Source organism: Paenibacillus thiaminolyticus (assembly GCF_007066085.1).
Classification (GTDB): Bacteria; Bacillota; Bacilli; order Paenibacillales; family Paenibacillaceae; genus Paenibacillus_B; species Paenibacillus_B thiaminolyticus.
In genome coordinates, this window is the sequence record NZ_CP041405.1 from 6530416 (window position 1) to 6554849 (window position 24434).

Genomic DNA, 24434 nt, shown 5'->3' on the forward strand with positions numbered 1-24434 from the left:
AGGTCTTGATTGTTGAAGATGATCCGATGGTAGCGAAGTTCAACGGGATGTATGTGGACAAGGTGCCGGGCTTCGCATTGGCGGGAACGTCCGACGGAATCGAAGCAGGCTGGGAGATTCTGCAGAGCCGAAAAATCGATTTAGTGTTGCTTGATGTGTATATGGCGAACAAGAATGGACTTGATCTGCTCGTCGATGTAAGGAACGCCAACCTTGCAATTGATGTTATCGTGGTCTCTTCTGCAAATGACCAAGCTTCCGTACAAACGGCTCTTCGCTACGGAGCCGTTGATTACTTGATCAAGCCCTTTGACTTTGAGCGGTTCCAAGCGGCGCTCATGCGGTACAAGTATAGATGCATCCATATGCGGAAGGATGGCATTCAGCAAGAAGAGCTTGATGCATTGTTTTATCCGGGGGGCGGGAATAAAGGATGGGTTGAGGAGACCCTGCCAAAAGGGATTACGAAAGAAACGTTTCTTCGCGTCCTGCGCGAGATTAATAAGCTGGAGGGCTGGTTCTCCACGGCAGCTTTGGCCGAGTTGACAGGGATTTCACGAGTGTCTCTGCGCAAATATCTCCGTTTCCTGGAGGAAAGCAACACACTGCTCAGCGATGTCAGCTATCAAGGCAGCGGCCGCCCGCTTCAGCAGTATAAGCTCAGCGCAGAAGGGCTTGATTACGTGCTTTCTATTTTGCAAAAATCCAATTAAAGTACTAGACAGGTGAGCTCGTGCGCTGTGGCGCCGAGCTTTTTTTTCGTCCCAGGCACTTTTTTTAGTTACAAAAGCCATGACATTAGTTAAAAAATGTATACAGATAAATAAATATGTAAGAAAATTGGGCGAAAACGCTTACAAATGGGGGATGAATGATGAAGCAATTGGTAGTATCCGCTTGGCGCAGCCTGTGGGCACAGCACAAGCGAACGAAAGAGGTATTGACGGTATCCGGCCAGGCGGCGGCTCAGGTTCAACCTGGCGTCAAGTCCAACAAACCGTATGCCACAGCTCAGCTTGTCGGATTTCTGCTGGGGCCTGCTTTGTTTATGTTGACGATGCTATTTTTTCAACCCGAGGGGTTGTCTGCGGAAGGGAGATCCGTGCTCGCCGTTACGTTATGGATTGCTGCATGGTGGATTACCGAGGCGATTCCGATACCGGCTACTTCTCTGCTGCCGCTAATTCTGCTTCCTGTCACGGGGGCAATGCAAGGCAATGTGGTCGCCTCATCCTACGGCAACGATATTATTTTCTTGTTTTTAGGCGGCTTTTTTATCGCCACCGCGATGGAAAAGTGGAATTTGCACAAAAGAATGGCACTGTCGATTATCTCGGTAATCGGGACAAGCACGCAGCGCATCCTGCTAGGCTTTATGGCCGCTACCGGATTTTTGTCGATGTGGGTATCCAATACGGCAGCCGTCATGATGATGATCCCGATGGGATTGGCGATTACGGCCCAGATTGCGAGCACATTGGCCGGCAAGCCGGAAGAGAAGGAGCTGCCGAAATTTGAGAAGTCCCTTATTTTTGGCATCGGCTATGCAGGGACGATCGGCGGGCTCGGAACACTCATCGGCACTCCGCCTAACATTATTCTTGTCGCCCAGATGAATGAGCTGTTCGGCATTACAATCTCCTTTGCCCAGTGGATGCTGTTTGGCATTCCCGTCGTCATGCTCATGCTCTTTTTTACGTGGCTTTATTTGGGAAAAATGAAGTTCAGAACATCGATCCGCCAGCTTCCGGGCGGAAGAGAGTTAATTGAGAGCGAACGCAGCAAGCTTGGCAAAACCAGCTTTGAAGAAGGCATGGTTGGCCTCGTATTCGTTTTTGCCGCTTTTATGTGGATCACGCGCGAGTTTTTATGGGTAGAGGGCGGTTGGTTCATGGCCATTCCCGGCATCTCGGACGGGATGATCGCGATTATGGCTGCAGCCCTGTTGTTTATCCTTCCGGCCAAAGCAGAATCAGGCTCCCGCATTTTGAATTGGAGTGATTCCAAAGACATTCCGTGGGGCGTGCTCCTTCTGTTCGGAGGCGGTCTGGCGATTGCGGCAGGCTTCCGCTCCAGCGGTCTGTCTGACTGGATGGGCGAACAGTTGACGATGCTTGACGGTTTCCATCTTATTGTCATTATTTCATGCGCTACGCTTCTCATTATGATGATGACCGAGCTCACGTCCAATACGGCAACCGCGACGATGATCTTGCCTGTCGTAGCCGCGCTCGCGATCGCCTTAGGCATTCATCCGTTCGCTCTTATGATCCCGTGCGCCATGGCGGCCAACTGCGCCTTCATGCTTCCGGTCGGCACGCCGCCCAATGCGATCATCTTCGGTACGGGCAAATTAAAGATTATGGACATGGTCCGGGCCGGTTTTTCCGTTAACGTATTCGCCACACTCATCATTATCCTTGCCGTCTATTATTTACTGCCGATCGTCTTCGGAATTGACCTGAACGTTATTCCTGACAATCTGTTGACCAAGGCGCAGGGCTAGGTTTCTATTCTGCGAAAAGCCAAAGAGCCGGAGCGTTGCGTGCAGCCCTTGGCTCCAAATCTTTCATTTGCCGCTTGTCATAATTGTTGGCAGAACCGGTTCCTTTGCGGAGCCGGTTTTTTGGTGCGCATGCTCTGTCGTGAAGGCCCTGATGGAAAGGCGGGGGTGCCAACCTTCGTGACTGGGGGCATTGGATGCAGGGCACACTTGACAGAAGGAGATAAATATAATATCTTTAATTCGAGATATTAACTGATGTAATTGATTCATACTGAGATAAAAAGGAGAGATCCATATGACTTTGCAGACGGCAGGGATTCATCATATTACCGCTTTTGCCCGGGATCCGCAGGCGAACGTTGACTTTTATGCCGGCGTTCTCGGCTTGCGGCTTGTCAAGAAGACGATTAACTTCGATGCGCCGGAAGTATACCATTTGTATTTCGGGAACGAGGCGGGCGGTCCGGGGACGATCATTACGTTCTTCCCGTGGCCGGATTCCCGCAGAGGCCGCATCGGGGGCGGCCAGGTCGGCATGACGACGTATGTCGTTCCGCCGGGCGCACTGGACTTCTGGGAAGCGCGGCTGAGACGGTTCGGCATCTCCGTCATGACAGGCCGCCGCTTCGGGGAGAATTATGTGCAATTTACAGACAATGAAGGCTTGCGGCTGGAACTGGTGGAACGGGAGGAAGGCCCGGCCAGCCAATGGTCGTTCGGCGGAATTCCGGCGGACAAGGCGATCAAGGGCTTCGGCGGAGCGGTGCTGTTCAGCGTGCATGCCAACGAGACGATGAACGTGCTGGAGCATGTGCTCGGCTTGACCCGGGTCGGCGAGGATACCGGATTCGTCCGCTTCCGGGCGGCCGGGGAGCTCGGCAATCTGATCGATATTCCGAAGTCGGATATGGAGCCGGGAGTGGGGGGCGCAGGAACCGTGCACCATATCGCCTGGCGGGCCCGTGATTATGAGGAGCATGGGGAGTGGCGGAGCAAGGTGGAGCAGAGCGGCTATCATCCGACGCCGATCGTCGACCGCCAATATTTCAACGCCGTCTACTTCCGGGAGAGCGGCGGGATTCTGTTCGAGATTGCGACGGATCCGCCGGGCTTCATGCGCGATGAACCGTTCGAGTCACTTGGAGAGAGCCTGATGCTGCCGGAATGGTTCGAGCCGCACCGCACCCGGATTGAAGCGAACCTGCTGCCGATCGAAGTAAGACCGCTCAAGGAGGGAGAGGCATGAGACATCTGTATGAAAAAGGGACGGACGAGTCGGCCCCGACGCTGGTGCTGCTGCACGGGACGGGCGGTTCGGAGCGCGATCTGGTGCCGCTGGCCCGGATGATCTCGCCGGGTTCGGCGGTGCTCAGCCTTCGCGGCAATGTGCTGGAGAATGGGATGCCGCGCTTCTTCCGGCGGCTCGCGGAAGGCATCTTCGATGAAGAGGATCTTCTGTTCCGGACGGGAGAAGTGAACACCTTCCTGGATCAAGCGGCGGAACAGTACGGATTCGATCGGCGCAATCTCGTGGCGGTCGGATATTCCAATGGCGCGAATATCGCCGCCAGCCTGCTGTTCCATATTCAAGAGGCATGGGCCGGCGCCATTCTCCACCATCCGATGGTGCCGCGCCGCGGCGTCGTGCTGCCTGAGCTGAGCGGTCTCCCCGTCTTTATCGGGGCAGGCAAGAACGACCCGATCTGCTCGCCGCAGGAGACGGAGGAGCTGGAAGGACTGCTGCGCGGAGCGGGCGCCGACGTAACCGTTCATTGGGAGCGATACGGCCATCAATTGACCTCTAGCGAGGCGGAGGCGGCAGCGGACTGGTTCCGCGACAAGTTTTTGCCGTAAGGCCGTAAGGGAGTATTGGGAGTGCCTATTGATGAATGAGCACATGGGCTGTCTTCTACGTAGTGTTAAGCTACCGTGAGACAGCCCCAGCTTGTGAACGTAGAGTACCGCGTTTTGACGGGCATGCCCAATTATTCATTCCTTGCTCAAGCATTGGAGGTGACGGTTGGTTCGCTTTGTTTCGTTCCGCTGAAATGATGCTGTCTGGTTCCGCCCTGATTTTACGTTGATTCCACGCCGATTTCCCTCTGAACCTCGCTGATAGTCTCTGATCCTTACTGATCCTGACTGACTTCTCTCAGATTAACATTGATTCAGGCTGTACCTCGCTGCTCCTCTCTGACTGCTCATTGATTCACGCTGTTCCTTGCTGCTCCTCACTGACTGCTCATTGATTCACGCTGTTCCTTGCTGCTCCTCACTGACTGCTCATTGATACTCGCTATTCCTTTGCTGCTCCTCACTGACTGCTGATTGATGCTCGCTGTACCTCGCTGCTCCTTACTGACTGCTCATTGATACTCGCTATTCCTTGCTGACTGCTGATTGATTCTCGCTGCTCCTCTCTGTTCCACGCTGATGCCACTCTGTTCTCGCCGCCCAACTTGCCGAAAATACTGCAAATATGCAGTTTTCCTTTAAGGTGTTTACTCCATTAGAGGCATTCCTGCAAAACCGCAGGAATTTCCGGCATGTCAATGGCTTGAAAGCAAAAATCGGAGAAATTGATGCGCTTTTGAGGCCGTTGGAAAACCCCTGTTTTTTTGGAGGGGTGAGTACCTAATCGAAACTTGGCATTCAGAGCGTCATTGCCTTCTGGAGGCATCATTATCTCCTGGGGTTTTAACGTGTGGAGTGAATTGCTGCCATTTTACAGGAATTTCGGCTCAATGAGTCCACATTTCGAGGAATTGCTGCACAGCTACATCATTTTAGGCCCTTTTGAGCTAAGTCGAAGAGAAACGGGTGAAATTGCTGCAGTTTCACAGGATTCGCTTTCTGGAAAAGTCGTCCATATCGAATTGCTGTATTGGTGCAGGATTTTGCCTACTGAATCAACGTGTCTTGAGAAACCGTGCAGTTTTGAGGATTTCGTCTATCGGATAGACATTTCATTGTACAGTTTTCAGGCACTTCGATCAGATAAAATTTTTCTACTGAGAGATAAGTCCTGATGAAGTGCCCAAAAATCCTTTGGACTTTCTCAACAGCCTGGCTTTTGCAGGAATTTCATCTAAAGTCAGCTCAAATAGCGAAAAATCCTGCGTTTAGGCAGGATTTCGCGCCTGATCTATTTTCTGCGGAGTTGTCTGCCACCGTCTATCATCCATTTTGCGACGCGTTGCCCGTGCCATCTTCTCCTACTTCCCGTATCCGCTGCTTTTCCGCCTTTCCCCTGGCCATTTTTTCATAACCTAGGGGACACCCCGTTGTGTTACTTGGCATCCCTCGCCGGGATAAGCGAGGAGATAGGATACAGCCGTCCGCCCAGAGCGAATGACGCGGTGCCCGATTCTTCGGAGACGACAAGCACGAGCGCATCGCTGCGCTCGCTCAAGCCTGCCGCGGCCCGGTGGCGCGTGCCGAATCTGGACCCGGGAGGAATCGACATGGAGAGCGGCAATATATTGCCGGCCGACAGTATCTCGTTCGCGCGGATAACGACGGCACCGTCATGAAGCGGGCTGCCCGAGATGAAGATGGATTCGAGCAGCGAGTGGGTCAAGGTCGCGCCGATTGGCGTCCCGGGCTGGATCAGATGATCGAGCGGATCCTGGCGCTGCACGACGATCAACGCCCCGAGTCTTCGTTGGGACAAATGATGAATGCTCAGCGTCAACTCGGCATATTTGTCGGTGTAGGGGGACAAATAACAGTTCAAATAGAACGAGGCCGCCGTCGATTCAAGCGCGAGAATGCTTTTGCGGAACTGCTCGAACTGTCCGAGCATGCAGTTGTCCGATTCATCGAAGACTTCCAGGCTCTGCCTGATATCAACGGAGAGCTGCTTGAGCTGCTCCTTCAATTGCTGCTTGACGATGGATAGATCGCAATTTTCCGTCTCCATGCTCCTAGCTCCTTGTCTTGCCGATTTTCTGGTTATTGTTAATGTAAACCTTCCGGGACCTCCTTATACAGAAAAGTTCATCTTAGCCAACCCGTTACGGCTGCCCGCCGATTTCCAACCTAGCTCCTGATGTGATAATTTTAGTATAAATGATGCGTATCCTTTTTGACCGTTCGGCCGTTTACGTAGTGTAACACGAAAGGAATTAGCAAAGGAGGGCCCCATTCCATGGCCTTTGTGAAATCCAATCAGACTTCTTCTGCGAGCGAGGCGCATAATGCTATCCTGGAGGCGCTGCCTTCGCTGCGGAAATATTGCATGTCCCTGACCGGCTCGCCATGGGATGCGGAGGATTTGGTCCAGGATGCCTGCCTTAAGGCGATCCCCGTATTCCGGCGCCCGGGCGGCAAGCCGCTTCAGACGGAAGCGTATTTGCTGCGGACGGCGAAGCATGCCTGGATCGACCGCATTCGTAAAGATAGAAGCGCGCAGCGGCTTCAGCTGCTGCAGCCGCTGCAGGATCTGATTGAAGTCCCGGATCCCGATGCCGGCATGGAGCTGGAAGCCGCCATGTCTTGGCTGCTGGCATATTTGCCGCCATTGCAGCGGACCGTGCTGCTGCTGAGAGAAGGGCTTGGCTATTCAGCGGCGGAGACGGCTGCCCTGCTCCATACGACGGAAGGAGCGGTTAAGTCTGCGCTGCATCGCGCCCGATCCGTCCTGCGGACTGAGCTCCCGGCGGAAGAGGAGCAGCTTCCCGTCCCCGAAGGGGTGGATGACAGGCTGCTGAAGGACTATCTGTCCGCCTTCCGGAGCGGAGAGGCCGCCCGCATCGTCGAGCTGGGGCTGCAGGGCGCAGTTGAGCCGGTCGTCTCTCTGCATGCCGTCCTGGGGGGCTCCGCCAGCCGCGGTCAGGGAATGCTTACCAATGGTGGTCGTCCATCTTCTTGGAGGATGGCGGCCTGACGAGAGGAGCCTTTGCATGAATTTCATACCGTATGTGGTCGAGCAGACCAAGGCGGGAGAACGCAGCTACGATATTTATTCGCGCTTGCTGAAGGACCGGATTGTCATGGTATCGGGAGAGATTGAAGATCAGATGGCCAATTCGATTGTTGCGCAGCTGCTGTTCCTGGCAGCGGAGGATCCGGATAAGGACATTCAGATGTATATCAATAGTCCGGGCGGCTCGGTGACGGCCGGATTCTCCATCTACGATACGATGCAGTTCATCAAGCCGGACGTGTCCACCATTTGCATCGGCATGGCTGCCAGCTTCGGGGCGATGCTGCTGACCGGCGGCGCGAAGGGCAAGCGGATGTCGCTCGCCAACAGCGAAGTGATGATCCACCAGCCGCTTGGCGGGGTACGCGGTCAGGCGTCCGATATCCAGATCCATGCGGAGTGGATACTGAGCACGCGGCGGAAGGTGAACCGGATTTTGTCCGGGCATACCGGCCAGCCAATTGAGCGGATCGAGCAGGATACGGATCGCGATCGCTTCATGGATGCGAAGGAAGCGCTCGCGTACGGGATAATCGACAAGATTATTGCTTAGCGGATTGCAGGCGGCGAAGCCCTTGGAACCGGTCTGGAGACGGCAGTGTCCGTCGCACTGGCTGACCGGGGGCTTTGCTGTGGCCTTAGCTGTAGGGCTTTGCCGCAGGCGTTGTTGCCGCGAACCGTGATCCGCAGGCCTTAGGCGAGCAAGCCTTGCGAGAGCAGGAGAACGGACATATGATGGAGAAGATTTCTAGGCACGGAGATGTCGAATCGACAACATCTATGACTATGTTGTTCATGGGAGTGGAGTTCAGCGATGCAATCTTGTCATCTGCAAGGCAGTGGAGTATGGAATGAAGACGCCCTCATCCTTAACGAGCGGAGTCAGGTGTACGGGGTGGTCGACGGAGCCACCTCTCTTGGCGGTTACCGGGACGAATCCGGTTATACGGGCGGGTATATCGCCGCGCAGCTGCTCGCTGCCCACGCGATAGAGGCAGCGGACGGCATGCCGCTGGAACAGATGGTGATGCAGGCGAATGCCGCGCTGCGGGAGAAAATGAGGAAGGCCGGGATCAATACAGCCGACAAGGCGCAGCTGTGGAGCGCGGCATTCGCGTTGTTCCGCGTGCGGGAAGACTGGATTGAATATGTTCAGGCCGGCGACTGCATGCTCTTCGCCAAATATGAAGACGGTACCTACCGGCGGCTGACGCATGATCAGGTAGCGCTGTTCGATCGCGCGCTGCTGCACAAGCGTCAGGAGGCGTTGGAGCTCGGCATTCGTGAACCGGCCGAGATTCTTCGTTATCTGCTGCCATTCCAGCGCGAGAACCGGTTCAGAGCGAATGCGCGCGGCGGCTACGCCGTCTTGAACGGAGATCCGGAATTGGAGCGCGGCATGGAGGCGGGACGCATCAGCCGCTCCGGGCTGACGGCGATCTATGCGGTCACGGACGGGTTCTTCCACGGCGTGGACGCCGACAAGCAGGAAGACGTCTGGACACCGATGCTGGAGGCGATCGACCGCCAAGGTCTGGAAGCTTATGCGAAGCGGTTGATCGAGAGGGAACAGGCGGATTCGGACTGCTCCGCCAACCCGCGGCTGAAAATATCCGATGATAAGTCAGGCATCGTATGGACGAGCCCGCAGGCGTGAACGCTCATGTTGAGAAAAAATGAGGGGAAAATGAGAGCGCCTGCATGTACGGCACCTCTCCGGCATACCGGATCAGGGGCGCAATAATCGGGCTTGCAGCGCTGCAACACGGCTGTACGCGCACTACAGGACCGCCAGAATCATTCTGGCGGTTTTGTCATGTCTGGGGGCGGGATGAGCTGTCAAGAGGGGTTTTATGAGAAAAGTCTAATCGGTTTCTCATCGGACGGCGCAAACATAACGGGCATCGAGTACATTTCACTATTAGGAAAATAATGGCTAAATTTTATGTGTTATGTTGGTTTCAGGTGAATTGCCTAACCCGATTTGAAGGAGGATGTATTTCATTGAAACCAGCCAAGTTCGGTATGATCCTAATTAGTGTCAGCTTGAGCGTCTCATTTCTGATGTCAGCGAGCGTGATGATGCCGCTGCAGCCGGTGAGTGCGGCCACTGCAACCACGAGCAGCGCCAAAGCGAAAAGCATCATTGCGACCGGAAAAAAATATATGGGCGTACCCTATAAGTTCGGAGCGAAATCCGGCATAACGAGCGCATTTGACTGCTCATCATTTGTTCAATATCTATACAAGAAGCAAGGCATCAAGCTGCCGCGGACTTCGAAGCAGCAATCGAAGGTCGGCACGAAGGTAAGCAAGAGCCAGATGAAGCCGGGAGATCTGGTGTTCTTCTACTCTCCGGTTCATCATGTCGCCATTTACATTGGAGACGGTAAAATCCTGCATACTTACGGCAAACCGGGCGTTACAATCTCCAGCCTCGATGGAAATTGGGGCAAGCGCATCACAGGGATTCGCCGCGTCCTGTAACCGGACAAGCTATGATAAGGCCTCCTGAAGATACGAGTCTCGTATCTTTAGGAGGCCTTATTGCATGCTCGGGACGCTGCGCGGAGCGGGAGGCAGGCATACCGTGAAGGTGCTTCCTTCGCCGAGGCGGCTCTCTACCGTGATGCTGCCGTGGTGATTATTCACCAGCTGCTTGGCAATCGATAAGCCGAGGCCGGTGCCGCCGGTTGCCCGGGAGCGCGCTTTGTCCACCCGGTAGAACCGATCGAATATGCTGCCGATCTCATCGTCGGGAATTCCGATTCCGGAATCGGCGACGGAGAAGCATACGCGTCCCTGGTTCCGCGCCACCTCCACCCGAATCCAGCCTCCCGGGTTCGTGTAGCGGATGGCATTCTCGATCAGGATGATCGCGACCTGGCGGAGCTGGTCCTCGTCACCGACCACGAAGGCTTCCTTGTCCATGTTGACGTGTAGCGTGATGCCGCGCTCCTCGGTCCAGAGCTGACGGATGGCTTGATGGATCGTATCGGAGAGATCGATCCGCTCCCGGCTCAGTGTGATACTGCCCGTTCGGGCCAGCGTCAGCAGCTGAGTGATAAGGCGCTGCATTCGTTCACTCTCCTGATCCAACGCTTCGAGTGAGCGGTTCAGAACATCCGGGTTGCTCGTCCCCCAGCGCTTCAACAGCTTGACATACCCCCGAAAGGCGGTCAGGGGGGTGCGGAGCTCGTGGGAAGCGTCCGAGACGAAATTTTTCTCCCGTTCGACCTGCTCTCCCAGCTGCACGAGCATATGATTGAGCGTACGGGCCAGATCGTTCAGCTCCCGCGGCGTATCCGGCACTGGAATTCGATGCTTGAGATCCGGATGATCCTGAATGCGCCGGACGGCGTTCGTGATGGCGAACAACGGAGCCAGATTTCTCTTCGTAACATGGTAGAGCCATAACGATCCGGCGGTGGAGCTGATCAGTCCGGTGATGAACAGCACTTGGGCCATAATCTGAAGGAGGCGCTCGACATTGTTCAATTGAACGCGAATATGAATCATTCCTTCTCCGCCGCCCAACGGATTCCAGACGAGCTGATCCCGGAAGAACAGGCCGCCCTTCGCGTTCCACTTCAACGTATCGACCACCCAATTCAGCTTCACTTCCTGCTGATTCGTATCATACGCCTCATACCAGCCACGGGATTGGGCAAGGACACGGCCGGATGCATCGATAACTTGGACGTAGTAATTCGCATGATCGGGATATAGCATCTCATCCAGAATATCTTGATACTGCTTATCTGCGGGCGTCTCTAGCGTATCAATTAATTTAAGCTCGACCGCGGTCAGCTCCCGGCGCGTATCCTGAATGACGGTATGGCTGACGGTGCCCATAATGAAGAGCCCGATCCAGATGATGACCCCAACCAAGCTCAGCACGTATAACAAGGTCGTGCGGAACATTAAGGTATCCGGCAGCAAAGAAACGAATTTGGGGGGACGGGAAAAGAAAGACTTCATCGGAATGACCTCCCGTTACAACGACGCTTGCCTTGGCTGAACCGGCAGAGCATCCCCTTACGATAAGCGCAGCACATAGCCGACCCCGCGCACAGTGTGAAGAAGCTTCGGCTTGTACGTTCGATCCAGCTTGTTGCGAAGGTAGCGGATATAGACGTCGACCACATTCGTCTCGCCGGCGAAATCATAGCCCCAGACGTCGGACAGGAGCTGCTCCCTGCTGATAACTTCTCCCTGATGCTCCATCAAGTAGAGAAGCAGGTCAAATTCCCGCTGCGTGAGATCGATCTGTTCGCCCTCGCGCGTCACCCGTCTTTTTTTCACATCGATCGACAAGCTGTCCACTTGATATACTTCCGGCGACGCGGCATGCCATGACGGATGATGCCGGCGCAATACGGTCCGGATGCGTGCCAGCAGCTCCTCGATCTCGAACGGCTTCGTAATGTAATCATCGGCCCCGGTGTCGAGGCCGGCGATTTTGTCGCCGATATAATCCCGGGCGGTAAGCAGAATGATAGGCACGTCGCTCGTCTTGCGGATGCGCCGGCATACTTCCAAGCCGTTCAGGCGCGGAATCATCCAATCCAGAAGGATCAGATTCCATTCCTGCTGCCTGAAATAGTCGAGCGCCTGCTCACCGTCCTGCGCCACCGTCACATCGTAGCCCTCATGCTGCAGCTCCAGCTGAAGGAACTCGGATACGTTATGTTCATCTTCCACGAGCAGAATCGATGTCATGGCATCACCACATTTCCCCTGTTTGCCCTTATTATGTCCGGACCGCCGCCAATCATGCCGAGCCCGGGCCGCTGAGCTGATCGATACGGCTGCGGAGTCCCGCTTGGACAGAGCGGGAATGCTCATCCTCGGAAGGCGGGCGCCTAATGGGGGGGCGATCTCCAGGCAGGAGCAGAGTTAGGATTCGCGAAATCATTATGCTACAATGAGAAAAAAGTCAATACTGAATCAATGATGTGGAGTGGAGAAGGGGGAATGCATATGGATCAGCCTCAACCCCAATCGAGGATGAGCAAGTTCAAACTGTTTTTTTTAAACAACCGCTTCGTTCTGTTTTTGCTGATTCTGCTGCTGATCGGCCTCAATATCTTTCTGCTGACGAAAATCTCGTTCATCTTCCATCCGCTGCTTGTCTTGATCAAGACCGTCCTGCTGCCGGTCATTTTGGCGGGCGTGTTATATTATCTGTTGAACCCGATCGTAGATTTTTTGCAGGAAAAAGGAGTGAAGCGGGTCTTTACGATCCTGCTGCTCTACCTCATCATATTGGGACTTCTTACGATAATCGTCTTAGCGGTGGTTCCGGTCATCCGTCATCAGGTAATGGAGCTGGTCTCGAACTTCCCGGCCTTCGCGGCCCATATCGAGAGGCTGCTGACCGACTCGATCGGCAGCGATTATATTCAGCGCTTCCAGCAGACCATCGATTTCGATACGGAGAAGCTGTTCGATACGATAACGGAGCGCGCCACGAGCTTATTGAATAATACATGGTCGAGCATTGGAGGCTTCGTCGGAGCCGTGACGGAGACGATTCTCGCTCTGGTGACCGTGCCGTTCATTCTGTTCTACCTGCTGAAGGACGGGAAGAAGCTCCCTGCTTATATTCTGGGGTTCTTACCGACGGCGCTGCGCAAGCAGACCGGGCAAGTGATGACGGAGATGAATCATCAGATCAGCTCTTATATCCGGGGGCAAATTATTATCAGCTGCTGCATCGGCATGCTTCTCTATATTGGCTATCTTATTATCGGTCTTGATTATTCGCTTATTCTGGCCATTATCGCCGCCTGCACGAGCATCGTTCCTTATCTGGGGCCAGCGATCGCGATAACGCCGGCGCTCATCGTGGCGCTCGTCACTTCGCCGATCATGCTGTTGAAGATGATCGTGGTCTGGACGGTCGTCCAGTTGATCGAAGGCAAGTTCATTTCCCCGCAAATTATGGGCAAGACGCTGCGGATTCACCCAATCACGATTATCTTCGTCATCCTGACGGCCGGCAATCTGTTCGGCGTCGTCGGCATCATCCTGGCCGTGCCTGGATATGCGGTAATGAAGGTCGCAGCCACGCATCTGTTCCGCTGGTTCCAAGCCCGATCCCATCTGTACGACGGGCCGCCTGCGGGAACGGATCCAACGGTTAAGGGGTAGCCGTTCACGATACGGCGCAGCCGTGCCCGGACCCGAGGTAGACCAGCTCGCAGGATTGCAACTGGTCTACGGGCCGCAGGCGAAGGCTAAGGATGCGGGATGGCGGGAATGGATGGCGGAAGGACCTCCGATACTTTTTTGAATGTAATCTGTTCCTGGCTCATCTGGAGCATCTGCTCCTTCACGATGGCTGCCGTAATATGCCCCGCGCTTCCGACATGACCAATGGCAATGCATACATTATGGTTTGTCAGATGCTGCCGCATCAGCATGAACTGCTTCTTAATCGCCGACGATTTATGAATATCGTCGAGGAAGATATGGTTCTCCAACGAGGGGATATTCACCTCTTTCGCCACTTTGGACACGATGCTCCGAAAGTTCGTATGGCTATCCAGGAAATAAAGGCCCCGTTCCTTGCACACTTCCAATATGACCCGCATCACTCTCGGATCCACCGTCACCTTGGAGCCCATATGATTGTTCATTCCGACCGCATGGGGCACGTTGTCGATCGCGGCATGCACCCGCTTGCGAATCTCGTCCTCACTTAAATCCGTTGTAATCGCTCCCGGTCCGAGCCACGCTTTTTTGCCTCCCAGCGCCTCCATCGGCATGTGTACAATGACTTCGTGACCAGCCGCATGCGCCCGCTCCGCGTCGCTCTTCGTATGCTTCAAAAAAGGCATCACAGCGGCGGTAACCTTGAAGGGCAGGTCCATAACCTCCTGAGTGCCGCGGCTGTTATTGCCGAAATCATCGATTACGATGACAGCCGTTTTCTCGGGTCCGGCCGTCGCCGTTCCGGGCAGCAGACAGACAATGAGCGCCAGCATGATAAGGTACCGGAAGCCTGATTTCACTAATGGGTGTCGTATCATTTGCTCACACATCCTATCCATGCATTCCTTTCTAGGTTGCGTACGCGAAGGAATTTCACTCTGTTATTTTTTCACAGCATCAAAACAACGGGTATGGAGACCTTAATAGCAGTGCAAGCTGCGTTCATCCCTTTATGATGTGGAAATACTGCCAAGGAGATGCGAAATGATAAGGAAAACGTTGTTCATCATGCTGTCGCTATGCTGCATATGGATCACGGTAGCTGAGGCTGCTTCTTCCGTAGACAAGGATGAAGAGGTGACAGGCTATATCCAGCAGTTGTTCAAGGACAGGACGAGTTTTTTGATTCATCAAGAGGAACAGGCGATTCGCCATCATTATGCCGCTTCCAAAAGCAGCCGGCACGCGCTCCGTCATGAAGTTGATCGTTCCGCCTACATTCATGCCTGGGCCGAACGAAGAGGGGTGCAATTCATTAATGCCCATAGCGATGTCCGGGTCATTCGGGCCAAGGTTAGGGGAAATAAGGCAACTGCTTCCGTCGTGGAATCTCTGCGGCTCGATTATATCTACACGCACAGCGCCGTTCGGCCCCAGTCGTTCGGGATCGGTACACGCCATGCCATGACGCTGATCAAGGAGGATGGCAAGTGGAAGCTCCTGCGGGAATGGTATCTGGACCCGCTGGAGGAGAACCCGAAGCTGATTCCCGAATCCGACGATATGATGCTGCGTCCGCAGCCGAGGCAGTCCTTCAACACTACCGAACAGCCCTCCACGCAATCGGACATGAAGCGGAAGCCGAGATATAACCGGCAGAAGGCTGTCGAATATGCCAATAAATATGCCGGAGCGGCCTGGGGGGCCGGCAACAAGCACCGCTATAATCCGAAATATCGGGATTATACCGGCCTGGGCGGTGACTGCACCAACTTCGCTTCCCAGTGCATCGGCGATGCGGAAGAAGGCGGAGGCTTGAAGATGAGAGGCGGCTGGCATTATTTTTTGTTCAACGGTGGATCCCGCACATGGGTTCAAACCGATGCCTTTAAAAATTTTCTGCTGCACAGCGGATATGGCAAGTTGATCGCCAAAGGCAAGTTCCCCGATGTCGTCAAGCCGTCTGAGAAGCATCCGGCAGGAGCCATTGCGAAGCTGCAGCCCGGGGATCTGATCGGTTATGAGATGAAAGGCGACGTGGATCATTTCTCGGTCGTCGTCGGATTCGATGATTACGGCTATCCGCTGGTCAACTCCCATACTGCCGATCGGTACCGCGTTCCCTTTGATTTGGGGTGGGATCGGTATACGAGCTACTGGCTGATCCATATCCGCGATTAACACGCACCGCTATCTCTTGAACATAACCCGGCCCGTCCAATCATACAATGGGAGGACAAGATTGGAATGGTCGGGTGATGGAAATGAAGCTGCCTGTCATGAATCCGGCTGCTCTGCGGGCAGCGGCTATCCTCGTGGGGAAGGTCATTGGTCTCGTGGGGAGGGCAACGCTGACCCGCATTCTTGGCGCCGAGGGCGTCGGGTTATACCAGATTGCCTATTCATGCTATGGTATTTTTCTTATGATTATTACGGGGGGTCTGCCGACGGCATTGGCGTTATTTACCGCCAAGCATCCGGCCAGAGGTTGGGGCGCTTTTCGCACGCTGTCTGTGATCGTCGCGCTTGCCGGGGCCGCGGCCAGCCTCCTGATGTACATGCAGTCGGATTCGATCGCCATCCTTCTCGGGAACCCGGATGTGGAAGCCGCTATCCGCTGTCTGGCTCCTGCCTTGTTAGCCGTTCCGCTGCTGCAGCTGCTGCGGGGTTATATGCAGGGATCAGAGCGGTACGGTGCCATCTCCTTCTCCGAGATAGCGGAACAGGCCGTTCGGATCGGGACGATGATTGTGCTTGTCCTTCTGTTCGCATCCGAAGGGACTTCCATCGCCCTGGGGGCCGGGTTGACAGGAACGACGATCGGCGCGCTGGCCGCCTTCCTGCTGCTCACGGCCTGTCTAGCAATAAGGCGATCCTTCCCCGCCGGCTCCATCGAACCTCATCCGCCGCTTCGGGGCCAAGTCCGCTCGATTGTCCACGCTTCGATGGCGATCGGCTTCACGAGGCTGTTAATGCCGGCCTCGGACTTCATTGATTCGCTGCTCATACCGCGCCGGCTTCAGACGGCAGGATATACGCTCTCGGAAGCGACCTCGATCTACGGCGTCATTACGGGAATGGCGGTCATCGTCGCTTATATGCCGACGATCGTGACGGCCGCCATCTCTTATACGATGACGATGAAGCTGGCCTCCGATTACCAGCAGGGGGAGTTGCGTTCTTATCAATTGATGGTGCGGAGAATACTTCAGCTCTGCTGGACGTGGGGCTTATTAAGCGGAATGTTCCTGTTATTGTTCGCGGATCCATTGGCGCATTGGTTGTTCCATACCCCCGAGGCGGCCGATCCGATTCGGTATTTCGCGGTTCTCCCGCTTGTCGTCGGGCTTCGCGAGCTGACGACAAGTATTCTATGGACACAAGAGCGCAAAAATGTTCCGTTCATGGGACTGTTGAACGGAATCGCCTTCTCGACGGCCCTGCTGTTCTTCCTGTTGGCCATACCCGGATTCGGATATGAGGCGGCGGCGATTGGCATTCTGGCGCTGGAAGGCATCGCGGTGCTCATAAATCTATATGCGCTCCATCGCATGCAGGCCAAGCTGTTCGCCTGGAGATGGATCACCTGGGAAGTGGTTTTTTGCGTCCTAAGTCTATTCTTGTTCTTATTCGCGCTTCCGCCCGATCCGGAGTCGGCATCGTTCTGGCAAGCGGCTGGTCATATGCTGATCTATATGCTCGGTGCAGGGAGCGTCCTTCTCGTTCGGGCGAAGTCATTCATGCAATGAGTGCAATTACGATGAGCGTCTCCAGTGGAAAAGGGGGACGCTCTTTTGCTTTCGTTCCGGCTGCCCGGTCAATGAAATCGCGGATTTACATAAGGGATAAAGTTGGTATAATAAAAATGAGTAAATACTCACTCACATTTTGACGAGGATGGTGAATCCTTTGAGTAACGTAATTATTACGGTCCAGCAGGTAAGCAAGCGATATGGCAAGAAGCTCATTCTATCGGACGTGGATATGACCGTGTCCGAAGGGGAGATCTATGGGTTGATCGGGCCGTCGGGGGCAGGCAAGACGACTTTGGTGAAGCTAATCGTCGGCATGGATTCGGCCTCCCAGGGGAAGATCGAGGTGGGGGGCGTATCGATACCGAATCTCGGGATGCTGCAGCGCATCGGTTATATGGCCCAGTCGGATGCCCTTTACCCGGAACTGACGGGAGAAGAGAATCTTGAGTTTTTCGCCTCTCTGTTCGGACTATCCAAAAAGAAACGGTCGGAACGGATTGCTTATGCGGCTGATCTGGTTAAACTTACTCCTCATCTGTCCAAAAAAGTGATGGCGTATTCCGGGGGCATGAAGCGCCGGCTGTCACTGGCGATTGCGCTCGTTCACGATCCGCAGGTGCTCGTGCTCGATGAACCGACGGTCGGTATTGATCCGGAGCTGCGCTTATCCATCTGGAATGAGCTGTATCGGCTGAAGGAGGAGGGCAAATCGATATTGGTGACGACGCATGTCATGGATGAGGCGGAAAAATGCGGCCGGCTGGCGATGATGAGGGAAGGCCGCTTGCTGACCCAAGGCTCGCCTGCCGAATTGAAGCGCCGCTTCGGCATTCAGAGCTTGGAGGAAATATTTATTAAGGCAGGGGGAATGGACGCATGAGGATGGCAGCCCTAGTCAGACGAATTGGCCAGCAGATGATGCGCGACAAACGAACCCTGGCGCTCATGATGGTGGCGCCCCTGCTTATTTTGACGCTCGTTCACTTCCTGTTCGCGAGCGATTCCGCCGCGAATCCGAAGCTGGCCGTCATCGGCGCAAATGAAGTGACGGTAGAGGCGCTGCGGGAGAAGGAGATCGAACCGATCGCTTATCCAGGCGGAATCGAACCGAAGAAGCTTCTGGCCGAGGAGGATCTCGACGGCGTGCTGCAGTGGGAAGGGGAGGAGGGCGCCCTTACGCTGCGGAATGAGGATCCGGCCTCCGCCAAAGCGCTGCAGATGAAGGTGATGCAGACGCTTGCGGCTCAGGCCGCCAAGCAGCAGGCAGAACGGCTGGCTCATCTGCTGCCTGGAAAGGTTGAGCTTCCGGCAGGGAACCCTCTCGATGCGGCGGAGCCGATGATTGTGATCGATTATATGTATGGCAATGCAGACACGTCGTTCTTTGATGTGTTAAGTCCGATTCTCGTCGGTTTCTTTGTCTTCTTCTTCGTCTTCCTCATCTCGGGGATCGCCTTGCTGCGGGAACGAACGACCGGAACGCTGGATCGGCTGATGTCGACGCCGGTTCGCCGCAGCGAGATTGTATTCGGGTATTTGCTCGGCTACGGGCTGTTCGCCGTTATTCAGACGCTTATCGTCGTCTTTTATTCGGTCAAGGTGCTCGGGATTGTCATGGCGGGGAGTCTCGGGAGCGTCATTATCATTAATTTGCTGCTTGCGCTGGTCGCTTTATCATTGGGGATATTGCTGTCGGCCTTCGCCAACTCGGAGTTCCAGATGGTGCAGTTCATTCCGCTTGTCGTCGTTCCTCAAGTTTTCTTCGCCGGCATCTTCCCGGTGGACGGCATGGCGGATTGGCTGCAGGCGGTGGCGCGGATCATGCCGATGTATTATGGAGGGGATGCGCTGCAAGCTGTCATGTACAAAGGGATGGGGCTGTCTGATATTTACTTCGATCTCGTCGTGCTGCTTGGGTTCGCGCTCGTCTTCATCGTGCTGAACATTGCCGTGCTGCGGAAGTACCGCAAAATATAAATGGAACCAGAAAAGCCGCCGCGGATCGTATCTGCGGCGGCTTGCTTGTTGGATCAAGGGGTCAGCGCCTTCATCAGGAAGGAAATCGTGGCTTCCCGTTCCTGCTCGTCATTCCACTCTGATTGCTCCTTTTCGATAAAAAGGGATCTAGCCAGCACATATCCGATAATGACCGAAGCCGTGAGCCGGATAACCGTGCCGGTCGGCAGCTCGACAAGCTTCCCCTCGGCCTGGAAGCGGCGGATGATCTTCTCGACACGTTCCTTCACTTGGGAGACGATAATCTCCTGCAGCTGGGCCTGCAGATCAGGATGGAAGGGAAGCTCCTGCAGCACAATGCGGACCAGGCTCATATTGTGCTGCAAAAAATCGATGCGGTTCTCGATGAAGACCCGCAAAAATTGATCGTAGCTCTCATACTCCGTGTCCAGCACGTCCTTGAACTCGCGCAGCACGAACGGGGCCATCAGCTTCACGATGGAAGGGGCCACGATAGAGAGGAGCAAATCCTTCTTCGTCTTGTAATGACGGAAGATTGTGCCTTCCGCAACGCCAGCGCGCTGTGCAATCTCACTCGTCGAGGAAGCCGCAAAGCCCTTTTGCGCAAACACTTCAATCGCTGCCTTCACGATCCGCACCTGCTTCTCGGTCATCTTCACATTGGCATCGGCGTGCAGCAGCTCTTCAATCCATGGCTCGGTCATAGGTTCAATGGCAACTCCTTATCTCCTTCGTTCCGTGTCACGTTACCGTTAGCTTATCACAAAGCAATAGGATTTGTTAAATGCAGAAGGGGCTGCCCCAAAAGCCATTCTCTCCGCCGTGATACAGCTCCGGCCTGCTTCATGCAGCGGGGCTTGCCGAGAAAACTGCAAACAGACAGCATTTCCTTGGGGAGCTCCTTCATTACAGGAATTCCTGCAAAACTCAGGCTGTTGAGTAAGTCCAAGGGTTTTTTTTTGCACTGCATTTTTTATGTGGTGGATTTCGTCTCTCCGTAGAAAAAATCGATTTAAAATCGCTATGAGCGCCAAGTTTTGGTTAGGAAAATGGATAATCTCCAGCCCTTCGTAAAAAATGGGGGTTGTCCAACGGCCTGAAAACTGCACCAATCCGCAAAACTGCACGATTTCTCCAGACACGCCTTATTCGTTAAGCGAAATCTGCAAAACTGCACGATTTCTACGCCTATTCGGTAAGCGAAATCCTGCGCAAATACAGCAATTCGATATGGACGACTTTCCCAGAAAGGGAATCCTGCAAAACTGCAGGAATTTCACCCGTTTCTCTTCGACTTAGCTCAAAAGGGCCTAAAATGATGTAGCTGTGCAGCAATTCCTCGAAATGTGGACTCATTGAGCCGAAATTCCTGTAAAATAGCAGCAATTCCCTCCACACGTTAAACCCCAGGAGATTATGATGTCTCCAGAAGGCGATGACGCTCTGAATGCCAAGTTTCGATTAGGTAGTCACCCCTCCGAAAAAACAGGGGTTTTCCAACAGCCTGATCTATGCAGGATTCATCAACCACTATTCTCAAAAATGTAAAATAATTGAAATATAATAATCAACAGAGGATTTAGACGCTTCCTGCTTCGAGGCCTGTCAAAAGTCACCTTCGAGGTCGGGCGGCTCAAACTCTGCTCAAGCGGGCAGTGATGAAGAAAAAAGGTCGACCAGGGAACGAATGAAAACCCTGCCTCGACCTTTTCTTTGAATTTTGCGGGCATCCCACAGCAGTAAAAAAGTACTTATGGGACAGCCTCGATTCTAGCGCCAGCCGCCACGATCATGGCCGCTGGAATCTGTTATTCCACTGCGGGTACTTCCGCTTTGTCCTCGACAATCACTTCAATCTGGCGAATGCGGTTCTTGCTCATCTCGCGGATAATCATGCGGACATGCTCATAACGCAATTCCTTGCCCCGGTGCAGCTCGGTGTAATGATTGAACACCCAGCCCCCGAACGTGTCCACTTCCGTATTGTCGATCTCGAGTCCGGTCAAATGACAGAACTCGTGCAGCGGCACAAGGCCGTCTAACAGGTAACATCCTTCATCCAGCACTTCTATTTCTGGGCGTTCATTGGTATCGAACTCGTCCCGAATTTCGCCTACAATTTCTTCCAATATATCTTCTATCGTAATAATCCCCGATGTCCCGCCGTATTCATCCACGAGCAAGGCCATATGCATATTTTCCTTCTGCATCCGTGTCAGCAACGTCTTGACCGGTATTGCCTCAGGTACGGTAAGAATCGGGTGAATCAAGGTTCGGAAATCAAAGTCCTTCTCTCTGTCATACTCCAGGAACAGCTGCTTCGTGTTCATCATGCCGATGATATTGTCTTTGGAGCCGGTCGCGACCGGGAAGCGGGTGTACTGTTCCTTGCGGATAATCTCCAGATTCTGCTCCAACGAATAGTTGGTATAGAGGCAGGCCATATCCGTTCGCGGCACCATAATCTCCTTCGCCAGCAGTTCATCGAAGGCGAAGATGCGGTTCACATAGCCGTATTCGGCATTATTGATCTTCCCGCTCTGCAGGCTCTCGGACAGGATGATCTGAATCTCTTCCTGAGTATGAGCTTCCTCATGCTCGCCGGCCGCCTTAAGCCCGAAGGTCCGGACCAGCAGGTTCGCAGAGCCGTTAAGAAGCCAGATGAATGGGTACATCAATTTGTAAAAGAATATGATTGGCTTCGCTGCCAGCAAGGTGATCGCTTCGGCCTTCTGAATGGCCAGCGTCTTCGGCGCAAGCTCTCCGACGACAACGTGGAGGAAGGTAACGGACACAAATGCGATGGCATAGGACAACACATGGCTGACATTGCTGCTAATATTCAAGTCCGTCAACCATGGGAGCAGCATCGCTTTCACGGTCGGCTCGCCCAGCATCCCGAGTCCTAACGCCGTAATCGTAATTCCCAACTGACAGGCTGACAGATATCCATCCATGTTGCTGGTGACTTGCTGAACGGCGAGCGCTTTCTTGTGGCCTTCCAGCACGAGCTGATCAACTCTGCTGGAACGCAGCTTCACGATAGCGAACTCGGTCGCAACGAAGAACGCAGTCAGCATAATCAATACAGCAATCATGAATAGATTCAATCCTATACCCATATAATCTTGTCTCATCCCTTTATAAATAGATTTAAGTTCTTATGAACTAATTTTACGAACTTTACCTTGGATGTACAACTGGCGGCAGGGCTCAATTTGAGGGAATCGGTCCGGTTTATGCCTATTGAGGACCGTGTGGAAGGCTATTCCCTTTGTTTTTCGCCTCTTTACAAGCAATTTTGAACAGTGCTATATTAGGTTCATATGAACTTTTGCAATGCAAGGAGGGGAGCAGATGGAGTCTTTCAAGCTGACTCGCAAAGAAATGTCGTCTCTATTGCTCTCGCTGCAAGGAATGCAGCGCCAGTCGCCGTTGGCCATACTTCAGGTCGCCTGGTCGAATACTCACGGTAATGCGGAGGCGGCAGGGGATTCAATGCAGTCGCTCCTGTCGCTGGATATGCCGCATATCATTAGAAAATTGATTCAGGGCCAGACGTTTGCCGGATTCTCGCTGCAGGAAATTGCGGATCTGGGCCATTTGATAGAGCATTCGAATATTTCGATTACATCGATTCAGAATTGGGTGAAGCGCGACTTCAAAGATCTATTCGCCAGTATTAAGGAGGGGCGCAAATATTCGGTCAATCAAGCGGCGCTGTTGTTCATGATCGACGATCTGAAGTGCACGCTTGACTTCGTATCGATTCGAACGTTGTTCGATTCGCTGTTCCGCGATCGGCACGGAGGAATCGATCCGCTTCAGGTCTATCATGCTTATGCCGGCATGTTCGAGGAATTGGACGCGAACAATGACCAGTTGTTCGACGTGGCCGGACATGCTGCGGCCGGGGGGGCGCAGGATGCGCTCCTGGAGCAGCTCGTCAAGACGACGGCCGACCGCACGGCGCAAGGATGGGCCCTATCCGGGGCCTGCCGGAAGGCAGTCAGCAACTGCCTCGTCATCGCCGTTCTTTCCGTCCAGGCCTCCTACCTGCAGGATATCGCGAAGCGATATTACACCGCCAACGTGTTCCTGCAATTTGAATCGTAGCTTGATTCCGAAGCATGATCGGCGGCAAGATGAGCTACAGAGATGAGAAGCAAAGCGGCGCTCGCATCCGTCAGGATAGGGGCGCCGCTTGCTTTTTGCCGAAGCTGGAAGCGTTAAAGCCTATTTATTTCCGTATAGGATATAGCCAAGGCACAATGACAGCCACTTCAATATGATGAGTATGAACCTAGCGAAAGGAGGATGCTCAAATGGGTGAAGTTGGAGGCTTCTCGTGTGGATGTGGCGGCTTTACTTCGATTGGTGTAATCTTGGTATTGTTCATTCTTCTCGTCATCGTTTCTCGTGCGTTCATCTATTAGAGACACCTGAATGGAAATTTTCCCTCTGCGTCTGCGCTCCGAGATCACTTTCATCGCAAGCCCTGCTTCTTGAGCAGGGCTTTCTGAATTCCGCTGCGTGTGATTTGAGCAACCTCTAAGTATGGTTATCATTTCGTTGATTATCGCCTAATTCCTGTTCTATGGGCAATAGCCAAGTCATCCCTGGGATTAACCCAGTATAATGCTGTATATTCATAAAAGGAGGGCTGCCTGATGGGTGATATCAAAGGTGGGTACGGACATTTTCATCATCTCTTCACTTCTACAGGTGTAATCTTGGTTCTGTTCATCTTGCTCGTTATCGTTTCTCGCGCATGCATTTATTGAAAACAACGATAGGATGATTGGGTCCCTCATGCGTCTGTGCTTATAGGTTGTCTTATATCATGCCCTGCTGATGCTGCAGGGCTATTTTTTCACCCCTGTTTTTACGGCGCTTTTGCCAATCGCATTTTTCTCTTCTTGTATTTACATCGTATGATTGTTCCACAGCGTTGGTATGGGATAGCTATGGAGAAAGGATAGAATGTTTTAGTAGATAAGGTGTTTGCTCACGGTCAAAGTACAGGGAGAGACCATTGACAGGAAGGGGAAGCGGCATTATAGTGAGTAGTAATCTAACGACGCGGCCTGGCTGGCCGAACACGGTTCGC

General features: G+C 53.7%; 22 protein-coding genes. 16 read left to right on the plus strand and 6 right to left on the minus strand.

Features of this window, described 5'->3' with window-relative positions; all coding sequences use genetic code 11:
* The first annotated feature begins 5 nt into the window (after nucleotides 1-5).
* From FLT43_RS28765 to FLT43_RS28780, 4 genes are all read left to right on the plus strand, one after another.
* Nucleotides 6-713, plus strand: coding sequence for a response regulator (locus tag FLT43_RS28765; RefSeq protein WP_244193983.1), 708 nt, complete (start codon nucleotides 6-8; stop codon nucleotides 711-713).
* Nucleotides 714-874: 161 nt separating this feature from the next.
* Nucleotides 875-2506, plus strand: a complete 1632-nt coding sequence (locus tag FLT43_RS28770; protein WP_087440093.1) for an SLC13 family permease — start codon at nucleotides 875-877, stop codon at nucleotides 2504-2506.
* A gap of 295 nt (nucleotides 2507-2801) precedes the next feature.
* Nucleotides 2802-3752: a ring-cleaving dioxygenase gene (locus FLT43_RS28775; protein ID WP_087440092.1), complete on the plus strand. Its 951-nt coding sequence runs from the start codon at nucleotides 2802-2804 to the stop codon at nucleotides 3750-3752.
* On the plus strand, nucleotides 3749-4360 hold the full coding sequence (locus FLT43_RS28780; protein ID WP_087440091.1) for an alpha/beta hydrolase: 612 nt from the start codon (nucleotides 3749-3751) through the stop codon (nucleotides 4358-4360). The genes FLT43_RS28775 and FLT43_RS28780 overlap by 4 nt, the downstream gene beginning before the upstream one ends.
* Nucleotides 4361-5795: 1435 nt before the next feature.
* On the opposite strand, the gene cdaS is transcribed toward FLT43_RS28780, so the two are convergent.
* The gene (cdaS, locus tag FLT43_RS28785; protein ID WP_087440090.1) at nucleotides 5796-6428 is read right to left on the minus strand and encodes a sporulation-specific diadenylate cyclase CdaS; all 633 of its coding nucleotides are present in this window, start codon (nucleotides 6426-6428) and stop codon (nucleotides 5796-5798) included.
* 228 nt (nucleotides 6429-6656) lie between these two features.
* On the opposite strand from cdaS, the gene FLT43_RS28790 reads away from it, so the two are divergent.
* The 4 genes from FLT43_RS28790 to FLT43_RS28805 all read left to right on the plus strand — a co-directional run bounded on the left by FLT43_RS28790 (nucleotide 6657) and on the right by FLT43_RS28805 (nucleotide 9920).
* Nucleotides 6657-7394 carry an RNA polymerase sigma factor gene (locus tag FLT43_RS28790; RefSeq protein ID WP_087440089.1) on the plus strand — a complete coding sequence of 246 codons (738 nt, stop codon included), beginning with the start codon at nucleotides 6657-6659 and terminating at the stop codon, nucleotides 7392-7394.
* A 16-nt stretch (nucleotides 7395-7410) separates the two neighbouring features.
* Entirely contained in the window at nucleotides 7411-7986 is a 576-nt protein-coding gene (clpP, locus tag FLT43_RS28795; protein WP_087440088.1) for an ATP-dependent Clp endopeptidase proteolytic subunit ClpP, read from the plus strand.
* A 261-nt stretch (nucleotides 7987-8247) separates the two neighbouring features.
* The gene (locus FLT43_RS28800) at nucleotides 8248-9090 is read left to right on the plus strand and encodes a protein phosphatase 2C domain-containing protein (RefSeq protein WP_087440087.1); all 843 of its coding nucleotides are present in this window, start codon (nucleotides 8248-8250) and stop codon (nucleotides 9088-9090) included.
* A gap of 407 nt (nucleotides 9091-9497) precedes the next feature.
* Nucleotides 9498-9920 carry a C40 family peptidase gene (locus tag FLT43_RS28805; protein WP_244193991.1) on the plus strand — a complete coding sequence of 141 codons (423 nt, stop codon included), beginning with the start codon at nucleotides 9498-9500 and terminating at the stop codon, nucleotides 9918-9920.
* A 57-nt stretch (nucleotides 9921-9977) separates the two neighbouring features.
* On the opposite strand, the gene FLT43_RS28810 is transcribed toward FLT43_RS28805, so the two are convergent.
* Together FLT43_RS28810 and FLT43_RS28815 are read right to left on the minus strand one after the other, a co-directional pair.
* Entirely contained in the window at nucleotides 9978-11414 is a 1437-nt protein-coding gene (locus tag FLT43_RS28810) for a sensor histidine kinase (protein ID WP_087440085.1), read from the minus strand.
* Between the two features lie 57 nt (nucleotides 11415-11471).
* Nucleotides 11472-12155 carry a response regulator transcription factor gene (locus tag FLT43_RS28815; protein ID WP_087440150.1) on the minus strand — a complete coding sequence of 228 codons (684 nt, stop codon included), beginning with the start codon at nucleotides 12153-12155 and terminating at the stop codon, nucleotides 11472-11474.
* A gap of 255 nt (nucleotides 12156-12410) precedes the next feature.
* On the opposite strand from FLT43_RS28815, the gene FLT43_RS28820 reads away from it, so the two are divergent.
* Nucleotides 12411-13589: an AI-2E family transporter gene (locus tag FLT43_RS28820; RefSeq protein WP_087440084.1), complete on the plus strand. Its 1179-nt coding sequence runs from the start codon at nucleotides 12411-12413 to the stop codon at nucleotides 13587-13589.
* Nucleotides 13590-13675: 86 nt separating this feature from the next.
* Here FLT43_RS28820 and FLT43_RS28825 read toward each other — a convergent pair whose 3' ends face one another.
* Nucleotides 13676-14470 carry a divergent polysaccharide deacetylase family protein gene (locus FLT43_RS28825; RefSeq protein ID WP_373994924.1) on the minus strand — a complete coding sequence of 265 codons (795 nt, stop codon included), beginning with the start codon at nucleotides 14468-14470 and terminating at the stop codon, nucleotides 13676-13678.
* 166 nt (nucleotides 14471-14636) lie between these two features.
* Between FLT43_RS28825 and FLT43_RS28830 the strand changes: the two genes are divergently transcribed.
* The 4 genes from FLT43_RS28830 to FLT43_RS28845 all read left to right on the plus strand — a co-directional run bounded on the left by FLT43_RS28830 (nucleotide 14637) and on the right by FLT43_RS28845 (nucleotide 19324).
* On the plus strand, nucleotides 14637-15773 hold the full coding sequence (locus tag FLT43_RS28830) for an amidase domain-containing protein (protein ID WP_087440083.1): 1137 nt from the start codon (nucleotides 14637-14639) through the stop codon (nucleotides 15771-15773).
* A gap of 77 nt (nucleotides 15774-15850) precedes the next feature.
* Nucleotides 15851-17341: an oligosaccharide flippase family protein gene (locus tag FLT43_RS28835; protein WP_244193990.1), complete on the plus strand. Its 1491-nt coding sequence runs from the start codon at nucleotides 15851-15853 to the stop codon at nucleotides 17339-17341.
* A 148-nt stretch (nucleotides 17342-17489) separates the two neighbouring features.
* A complete protein-coding gene (locus FLT43_RS28840; RefSeq protein ID WP_164776673.1) occupies nucleotides 17490-18227 on the plus strand; it encodes an ABC transporter ATP-binding protein in 738 nt (245 codons plus the stop codon).
* Nucleotides 18224-19324, plus strand: coding sequence for an ABC transporter permease (locus FLT43_RS28845; RefSeq protein WP_087440082.1), 1101 nt, complete (start codon nucleotides 18224-18226; stop codon nucleotides 19322-19324). The genes FLT43_RS28840 and FLT43_RS28845 overlap by 4 nt, the downstream gene beginning before the upstream one ends.
* 53 nt (nucleotides 19325-19377) lie before the next feature.
* Here the strand turns inward: FLT43_RS28845 and FLT43_RS28850 are convergent, their stop codons facing one another.
* Nucleotides 19378-20028, minus strand: a complete 651-nt coding sequence (locus FLT43_RS28850; protein WP_087440081.1) for a TetR/AcrR family transcriptional regulator — start codon at nucleotides 20026-20028, stop codon at nucleotides 19378-19380.
* A gap of 1104 nt (nucleotides 20029-21132) precedes the next feature.
* Nucleotides 21133-22422 carry a hemolysin family protein gene (locus FLT43_RS28855; RefSeq protein ID WP_087440146.1) on the minus strand — a complete coding sequence of 430 codons (1290 nt, stop codon included), beginning with the start codon at nucleotides 22420-22422 and terminating at the stop codon, nucleotides 21133-21135.
* Nucleotides 22423-22681: 259 nt separating this feature from the next.
* Here FLT43_RS28855 and FLT43_RS28860 point away from each other — a divergent pair, with 259 nt between their 5' ends.
* The 3 genes from FLT43_RS28860 to FLT43_RS30405 all read left to right on the plus strand — a co-directional run bounded on the left by FLT43_RS28860 (nucleotide 22682) and on the right by FLT43_RS30405 (nucleotide 24108).
* Complete coding sequence (locus tag FLT43_RS28860) at nucleotides 22682-23440, plus strand: DUF1836 domain-containing protein (protein WP_087440080.1); 759 nt, start codon at nucleotides 22682-22684, stop codon at nucleotides 23438-23440.
* Nucleotides 23441-23649: 209 nt separating this feature from the next.
* On the plus strand, nucleotides 23650-23760 hold the full coding sequence (locus tag FLT43_RS30400; RefSeq protein ID WP_087440079.1) for a dihydroorotate dehydrogenase: 111 nt from the start codon (nucleotides 23650-23652) through the stop codon (nucleotides 23758-23760).
* A gap of 234 nt (nucleotides 23761-23994) precedes the next feature.
* On the plus strand, nucleotides 23995-24108 hold the full coding sequence (locus FLT43_RS30405; RefSeq protein WP_240927448.1) for a YjcZ family sporulation protein: 114 nt from the start codon (nucleotides 23995-23997) through the stop codon (nucleotides 24106-24108).
* Nucleotides 24109-24434: the final 326 nt, after the last annotated feature.